Origin of the sequence: Candidatus Thioglobus sp., from assembly GCF_028599055.1 — a bacterium.
GTDB lineage: Bacteria > Pseudomonadota > Gammaproteobacteria > PS1 > Pseudothioglobaceae > Thioglobus_A.
Window position 1 is genome coordinate 8,268 of the sequence record NZ_JAQRMS010000020.1, and the last position, 8,044, is coordinate 16,311.

The window sequence follows — 8,044 nt, forward strand, 5'->3', positions numbered from 1 at the left end:
TGTTTTTCTTTTTTAATTTCGGTGAGATCAATGGTGACAGCTTTTGGAATGGCGCTGGCAGATGATTTTGGTGCTTGTTTAGGAATCTCCCAACGCTGAACATTAGAAAAAACCAAACCAATCAATAGTGCAACATGCAGAATAATCGCCGTCCAAAAAGCCACTGGATGCTTATGGGCAATCTTAGGAAGTTTAATTCTTTTTAACAGCCACTCTTTCATTAGTTTTGCTCGGCTGATTCGGTCACAATGCCGACTTTATTCACACCATTTTTCTGCAAGAAAGACATCAATGAAACCACTGAACCGTATGCAACATTTGCATCGCCACGAACAAACACTTTCATACTTGGGTATATTTCTAAACGCGCACTAACACGTCCTGCAATAACACCCAACGGCAGTTTTTCACCTTTGGATACTTCCGAATCGTCTTCATTGAGAGAGTTAATGAAATAATCGCCATCCTTGTTAATGGTGACAATGGTTGGCTGCTGCTCGGTAAAGTCAACCATCTTGGCATCAGCCGTCGGTAAATCAACTTCTATACCTTGCTCAATGATAGGCGTGGTCATCATGAAAATAACCAACAACACAAGCATGACATCAATATACGGAACAATGTTGATGTTTGCATCAACACGAGGCCTATGACGTTGTGGTAATTCAATCATTGAGTTGGGCTATTTCTGTCTTTGGAAGGTAACAAACAACTCTTCTACAAACGAGGTGTATTTGTTGTTAATTTCACCTACTTGAGTAATGAGTCGATTATAAGCAATGGTTGCCGGAATTGCAGCAAATAAACCAAACGCCGTTGCAATCAAGGCTTCTGCAATACCTGGCGCAACGATTGCAATGGTTGCTTGCTTGACTGATGCCAAGCCGATAAAAGAATGCATAATTCCCCAAACGGTACCAAATAAACCAATATAAGGGCTTGAAGAGGCAATCATAGCCAGTACACTTAAACCATGGTCAAGTCGATCAACTTCGTTATTAACAGCTGTGTTCATAGAACGATAAGCACGTTCAGAATTAAGCACTAATGCTTGATTTGAGGCAGAAGTCGAATGTGTAAACTCGCCATAACCCGCACCAAAAATATGCTCCATCGGCGTGCGATTTGACACTTGCTCTGGAATTTGACCATGTAACAAAGAGAGGTCAGTATCCGTTAAAAAGTTATTATGAAAACGCTTAACGTCTTTATTAGCGTCCATTAATGCCTTCTTCTTAGACATGATAATCGTCCAAGAATAAATACTCATTAACACCAAGACCAGCATCACGATTTGCACCACAAAACCTGCGCTAATAATTAAGCTAAAAATTGATAAACTACTGTCCATTTAATTTCTCCAGAATGTTGCTTGGTATAGCGCAAGGTTTAAAATTTTGCGCATTTAAACAAGCAACGGTAATTTGTGCTTTAAATAATACCTTATTTTTCCCTAGATCCATTATTTTCTGTGAAAAAATCAAGCTGGCTTTACGCACTTCTTTAACCTGTGTATCAACATCAAGTAAATCATTAAATCGAGCTGGTGAGAGGTAATCTGCTTGTACAGATCTTACGGCAAAAATGATATTTTGATGATCAATTAATTGATCTTGTTCGAAACCTAAATTCCGCAGTAGTTCACTACGTCCACGCTCAATAAATTTTAAATAATTTGCATAATAAACAACACCACCACTATCGGTGTCTTCATAATAAACCCGAACTTTTAAATTACTCATTAAATAAGTCTTGATGATTAGAGGGTTTAGATAGACCTAAATGCTGATAAGTCAAATTAGTCGCACTTCGACCTCGAGGCGTTCGATGGATAAACCCTTGTTGAATTAAATAAGGCTCAACCATATCTTCTAATGTACCGCGCTCTTCACCAATGGCAGTTGCTAAGGTGTCAAGACCAACAGGGCCGCCAGCAAATTTAGTCGTCATAATTAATAGATAATCCCTATCCAATTGCTCAAGGCCTGCTTCATCCACTTTAAGCGTGCTTAACGCCTCATTAGCAATTTGTTGATGGATAATTCCGTTCGTTTTAACATCAGCAAAATCGCGCACACGACGCAATAATCGATTAGCAATTCTAGGGGTGCCTCGCGAGCGCTTAGCAATTTCTAATGCACCACTCGGCTCTATTTCAATGGCCAATATACTGGCAGAGCGTTGAACAATTTTTTGCAGATCTTGATGATTATAAAATTCTAAACGTTGAACAATACCAAAACGATCACGCAAAGGCGACGTTAACATGCCAGCACGTGTTGTCGCACCAATTAAAGTAAAAGGTGGCAAATCAAGCTGTACAGAATGCGCTGCCACACCCTCGCCCACCATAATATCTAATTTAAAATCTTCCAATGCTGGGTATAAAATTTCTTCAACCACTGGATTAAGACGATGAATTTCATCAATAAACAAAACGTCATAAGGTTCTAATTTGGTCAAAATTGCTGCCAAATCACCTGAACGCTCCATTACTGGACCTGAAGTTTGTTTAAATCCTGCACCCATTTGATTGGCAATAACATTAGCCAAAGTGGTTTTTCCCAATCCTGGTGGGCCGTAAATTAGACAATGATCAAGCGCATCTTGACGCTTTTTTGCTGCCTGGATAAACAGCGCCATTTGTGACTTAACATCATCTTGACCAATATATTCTGACAAGTTGTCTGGGCGCACAGAGGTCATGACAATATCTTCGCCACCTTGATCTTGTCCTGCTACTAAGGAATCTTCTTCTATCATTTTGATTTAAGGAATTTTTTAGTCATTTTAACTTTAATTGGACAGAATTTCTTGGAACAATAGCTTGATTTTAATAGGCTTGGTTAAATGCTTTAGTTTGGCTATTTTTGTCACTTTGGTTGATTGACCTGGCGCAAGTTTAACACTCTGCAACTGCCAAAGGCTGTCACCCAATAACTGCTGCTCAAAAATAATATATCTTAATTGCTCAATAGGAAAATACCAACCTAACTCTTGTGTCATTAATTGATTTAGACTCAGTTGAGTTAACTGACCATCGACCCTTAATTTTGATGCGCTTGAAGTTAAATTCATCTGGCCTATTCCCAGTACACCAGTCAGGGTTAAATCAAAATCCTTTCCATTAAATTTAAGTTTAAAACTTGATTGTTGCGCCTTGTTATCAACAATTGCAGATAGTCTACCGTTAACCTGCCAACTACCTTGAGGGTCAATCAGTGTTGTTTTTGACTGCGGCACAGGTAGCGTGGAACAGCTCGACAATAGTAACAAAAGAAGTAGTGATAGTAGTGTTTTCATTAAGTGCGCTATTCTAACATTGTCGTGCTAATAGCAAATACCTAAAAACCTTGATTTGGGTATAATCAAGCGCTTATTTGTCTTTGTTATTTGGGTTTATGTCACGCATTGCTATTTTAAGTGTTAATCATGCACAAGCACCAGTTGCGGTGCGTGAGCGTGTCGCATTTGCGCCAAACCAATTAACCGACGAACTACAAAAACTCAACGAACTTCCAGGTGTTGCCGCTTGTGTGATTTTATCAACTTGCAATCGCTCTGAAATTTACGCCGTTATTGAAACTGGCAATCCACAAGAAATACTTAGCGATTACTTGTCTCAAACGCACAATATTAGTCGAGCAGAGATTGACCCTTATTTGGTTTATTTTGAAGATGATAAAGCCTTAGCGCATATTTGCAATGTTGCTTGTGGTCTGGATTCTTTAGTGTTGGGTGAGCCTCAAATTCTTGGTCAGCTTAAAGACGCCTATCACGCTGGCAAACAAGTTGGGACACTTGATAAAAAATTAGAAAAATTATTCCAACATGCTTTTTCAACAGCCAAAAAAGTACGAACTGATACACAAATTGGCTCATCGCCCGTTTCTATTGCCTATTGCGCCGTTAAACTAAGTGAAAAAATCTTTACTGATTTATCTGAACAAACTGTTTTGTTAATTGGTGCAGGTGAAATGATTGAATTATGCGCTCAACACTTGCATCAAAAAGGTGTTCGTAATATGATTGTAGCCAATAGAACTCTTGAAAATGCACAAAAAATTGCCGAACAATATAACGCTCAATCAGTCAACTTAAAGCGGTTTTCTTCAATTGTTGACCAAGCAGATATTATCATTTCTTCAACAGCGGCTTCCGTGCCTATTATTGGCAAAGGCTTAATTGAAAGCGCCCTTAAGAAACGCAAACACAAGCCAATGTTTATGCTTGATATTGCCATTCCGCGCGACATTGAGCCAGAAGTTGGTCAATTAGCTGACGTGTATCTCTACACCATTGATGACCTAGAACAAGTGGTTAGCGATAATGTTGATTCGCGTGAAAAAGAAAAAGTATTGGCACAAGAAATTATCATTAAACAAGCGCAAGTATTTAATCAATGGCTTGCGGTATTGCCAAATGAACAGCTGGTTCAAAGCTACCGAACCAGCGCCAATCAAATTAAAGACCAGGTGGTTTTGGATGCGATTAAGCGCCTCAACAATGGTGGCGATGGCGAGCAAATTATTAAAAAATTAGCCGATCAACTAACCAACAAAATACTACATACTACTTTTAAAAACATCAAACAAACCGATCATGTGGATTTATCTCAATGTGAAGGTTGTGTGCCTAATATTAAAAAATAATGAACGAATCAATTCTTGCTAAATTAGAACAAATGTCCATGCGCCTAGAAGAAGTAGGCGCCATGCTAAGTGACCCTGAGGTAGCGAGCGACGCGAAACGTTTTCGAGAATTATCTATCGAACATTCACAGCTCACTCCAGTTAATGAGCAGTATCAAGAGTATTTGGCCACAGAGCAAAATCTAGCAGACGCCAAGCTTATGCTAGAGGAAGATGACGCTGAAATTAAAGCCATGGCCAAGGATGAAATTAACGAAGCCAAAGAAAATTTAGAGCGTCTTGATTTAGAATTAAAAAAATCTTTACTCCCTAAAGATCCTAACGACTCAAGAAATATTATTATTGAAATTCGTGCGGGAACCGGTGGCGATGAAGCTTCTATTTTTTCAGGCGATCTGTTTAGAATGTATTCTCGCTATTGCGAAAAACAAAAATGGCAAATGGAAATTATGAGCTCGAATGTGGGTGATCATGGTGGTTACAAAGAAATTATTGCTCGCATAGGTGGTACCGATGTTTATTCAAAACTTAAATTTGAATCTGGTGCCCATCGTGTACAGCGCGTACCAGAAACAGAAAGCCAAGGACGCGTTCACACATCTGCTTGCACGGTTGCTATTATGCCGGAAGTTGAAAATATTGAAGAAATTAACATTAACATGAGTGATGTGCGCGTTGATACATTTAGAGCGAGTGGTGCTGGTGGTCAGCATGTTAACAAAACCGACTCTGCTGTGCGTGTTACCCACATTCCAACTGGCACGGTGGTAGAGTGTCAAGATGGCCGCTCTCAGCATAAGAACAAAGCACAGGCCATGTCAGTTTTAGCGTCTAGAATTTTGGATGCGCAACAACAAGTTCAACAAAAAGAACAAGCCTCTGCCCGTAAAGAATTAGTTGGTAGTGGTGACCGTTCTCAGCGTATTCGCACCTATAACTACCCACAAGGGCGTATCACTGATCACCGTATCAATCTAACTTTATACAAATTAGCTGAAATTATGGAAGGTGATTTAGAAGCAATTATCGAGCCTTTAATTGTAGAACAGCAAACCAACCAGCTAACAGAGCTAAACGACGCACTCGCTTAAAAACTTGTTTCTACTAAGGCAAAGCCTTTCTAGCGTCAACTAAATTTAATTCACGTAGCCATTGTTTCAAGATTACTAGGATTAATTCACTTCTTTAGGTGCAAGGCATTGCCTTGTCCAACCAGATAACCGAATTAAATAACGCCCTAGCCTAATTTTTTAACGAATAGTTGTGAGGCGATAAACAACACACCTAACGCAATAACAATCATTGGACCGGTGGCCAAATCGTAAAATAAAGAAGCGCTCAACCCCATTAATACCGCAGCAATCGAAACAATAATTGATTGAAATGCCATGGTGTGTGGCGTGCGAGCGAATACTCTAGCCACGGCAGGTGGGATAATTAATAACGACGTAATGAGTAACACGCCCACAACCTGCACTGAAATTGAAACCGTTAATGCAATCATTCCCATAAACAGCAACTGATATCTGGTGCGATTAAGTCCCTGAGAAACGGCCAACTCTTCATTCAAAGTTAACAATAGTAACCGCTGCCAAAAAATTAATAACAGCCCTACCACCACAACCAAAATAGCGTAAATCCAAATAATATCCTGATTGTTAATGGATAAAACATCACCAAACAATAGAGAAAAATAATCAGTATTGGTGCCACTCACAATGCTAAGCACCACAATACCCAAAGATAAAGCTAAATGAGAAAAAATACCCAAAATAGCATCATTTGATAGAATTTTGCGCTGTTGCAATACCACGATCAACCCGGCAAATATTGCACCAATCACCACCAAACCCACATGAATGCCCAGCCCACTGGCCAAACCTAAAGAAACACCCAACAAGGCTGAATGAGAAATGGATTCAGAGAAATAACTCATACGCTTCCAGATAACAAAACAACCCAGAGAACCGGCGATAATGGAAATTCCCAGCGCTGCAATCAGCGCCCTAAGAATAAAATCTTCCATCATTAACTAGGGGTTTACTGACAATTTTGACATAGACCATATAAATATAGACAATGATCGGTTAATTGATAACCATGTTTTTTAGCAATGTCGTGTTGATGCTTCTCAATCACCTCATCAGCAAATTCATCAATTTTTCCACATTTAACGCATAACAAGTGGTCATGGTGTTCGGTGTTTGATAACTCATACACACTCTGACCATTGTCAAAATTAAGCTTGTTAATCATGCCCACTTCTTCAAATTGAGTCAGCACGCGATAAATCGTGGCAACACCCACTTCTTCACCTTGCATAACCAATGCGCGATAGATATCTTCTGCACTTAGGTGGTGTTTTTCACTGGTTTCTAATATTTCTAAAATTTTAAGTCGGGGTAGCGTTACTTTAAGTCCTGCCGTTTTTAAATCTTGAGCGTCCATATTCACATCCTTGAGGTAAAATCAGAAAAATAATCCCTAACTATTTTAATCAATTAATCACAAATGAACAAACTAACTTTGATTGCATTCTCATTATCATTACCATTTATCTCTGCTTGCACCCCTTCTATGCCAACTTTGCCTGAGATGCCAAGCCTGCCAGATATGCCTAATATTATGCCGGATCTATCTTTACCAACACTTTATAAAGACGACATTCATCAGGGTTCGGTACTAGATCGCTATAAGATTAATCAACTTAAATTAGGTATGTCTCAAGCGCAAGTTCAGGATTTGATCGGCTCACCAAGTATTGTTGACTCTTTTCATAATAACCAATGGAACTATATTAACCATTCCACCCTGCATGAAAAAGAAGACATTCGTTATCGCCTAACGCTAGACTTCAACCAAGGTAAATTAAGCAACATTGATACCTCGGGCATTGTTAGCCTACCTGCACTAACCGACAAAGAAAAAGCCTTAGAAGATCAGCGATTAGCAGATGAAGCTGCCGCCATTGAAGCACTTAAGCAAGCCAAAATTAAAGCGCAAAAAATGGCCGAGGCTAAAGCGCTCGAACAACAACGATTAGCAGCTGAAAAACTAGCCCAAGAAAAAGCAGCTGAAAAACTAGCCCAAGAAAAAGCAGCTGAAAAACTAGCCCAAGAAAAAGCAGCTGCAGAAGCTTTAAAAAAACAGACTGAATTAGCAAAAGCCAAACAGCAACAAAAAGCACAAGCTGACAAACTTAAACAACAATTAGCTGATCAGCAAGCAGCTGCAGATATAGCTGCTCAGACTAAAAAGGCTAAAGCATCGAAGCAAGCTGAAGAAGCTAAAAAAGTCAAAGAAGTTGAACCATCGCCTTGGTATAAATTTTGGTAAGCAGCCACATGCCGTGTCATCACTAAACATTCATAATCTAAGTTGTCAAAGAGGCT

10 protein-coding genes and 1 pseudogene are annotated in these 8,044 nt (G+C 39.4%); 3 read left to right on the top strand and 8 right to left on the bottom strand.

The genetic code is table 11. The features are described 5' to 3' along the window. The 6 genes and pseudogenes from PSN35_RS02490 to PSN35_RS02515 all read right to left on the bottom strand — a co-directional run. Positions 1-221 (bottom strand): annotated as a pseudogene (locus PSN35_RS02490) (hypothetical protein); the annotation flags it as partial. Further along, the gene (gene tolR / locus PSN35_RS02495) at positions 221-673 is read right to left on the bottom strand and encodes a protein TolR (protein ID WP_300028956.1); all 453 of its coding nucleotides are present in this window, start codon (positions 671-673) and stop codon (positions 221-223) included. The gene tolR and the pseudogene PSN35_RS02490, both read right to left, overlap by 1 nt. Positions 674-682: 9 nt before the next feature. Then, positions 683-1,351 (bottom strand): protein TolQ, encoded by a 669-nt coding sequence (tolQ, locus tag PSN35_RS02500; RefSeq protein ID WP_300028958.1) that lies wholly within the window; start codon positions 1,349-1,351, stop codon positions 683-685. Next, on the bottom strand, positions 1,341-1,742 hold the full coding sequence (gene ybgC, locus PSN35_RS02505) for a tol-pal system-associated acyl-CoA thioesterase (RefSeq protein WP_300028960.1): 402 nt from the start codon (positions 1,740-1,742) through the stop codon (positions 1,341-1,343). The genes tolQ and ybgC overlap by 11 nt, the downstream gene beginning before the upstream one ends. Further along, positions 1,735-2,763, bottom strand: a complete 1,029-nt coding sequence (gene ruvB, locus PSN35_RS02510) for a Holliday junction branch migration DNA helicase RuvB (RefSeq protein ID WP_300028961.1) — start codon at positions 2,761-2,763, stop codon at positions 1,735-1,737. The genes ybgC and ruvB overlap by 8 nt, the downstream gene beginning before the upstream one ends. Positions 2,764-2,796: 33 nt before the next feature. Then, entirely contained in the window at positions 2,797-3,303 is a 507-nt protein-coding gene (locus PSN35_RS02515) for a lipoprotein insertase outer membrane protein LolB (protein ID WP_300028963.1), read from the bottom strand. Positions 3,304-3,401: 98 nt separating this feature from the next. Between PSN35_RS02515 and hemA the strand changes: the two genes are divergently transcribed. Next, the gene (hemA, locus tag PSN35_RS02520) at positions 3,402-4,652 is read left to right on the top strand and encodes a glutamyl-tRNA reductase (RefSeq protein WP_300028965.1); all 1,251 of its coding nucleotides are present in this window, start codon (positions 3,402-3,404) and stop codon (positions 4,650-4,652) included. After that, complete coding sequence (gene prfA, locus PSN35_RS02525) at positions 4,652-5,743, top strand: peptide chain release factor 1 (protein ID WP_300028967.1); 1,092 nt, start codon at positions 4,652-4,654, stop codon at positions 5,741-5,743. Before hemA ends, prfA begins: the two co-directional genes overlap by 1 nt. 146 nt (positions 5,744-5,889) lie before the next feature. On the opposite strand, the gene PSN35_RS02530 is transcribed toward prfA, so the two are convergent. Next, complete coding sequence (locus PSN35_RS02530; RefSeq protein WP_300028969.1) at positions 5,890-6,681, bottom strand: metal ABC transporter permease; 792 nt, start codon at positions 6,679-6,681, stop codon at positions 5,890-5,892. Positions 6,682-6,692: 11 nt separating this feature from the next. Then, complete coding sequence (fur, locus tag PSN35_RS02535; RefSeq protein WP_300028971.1) at positions 6,693-7,100, bottom strand: ferric iron uptake transcriptional regulator; 408 nt, start codon at positions 7,098-7,100, stop codon at positions 6,693-6,695. 63 nt (positions 7,101-7,163) lie between these two features. Here fur and bamE point away from each other — a divergent pair, with 63 nt between their 5' ends. Further along, positions 7,164-7,988, top strand: a complete 825-nt coding sequence (bamE, locus tag PSN35_RS02540; protein ID WP_300028973.1) for an outer membrane protein assembly factor BamE — start codon at positions 7,164-7,166, stop codon at positions 7,986-7,988. Positions 7,989-8,044: the final 56 nt, after the last annotated feature.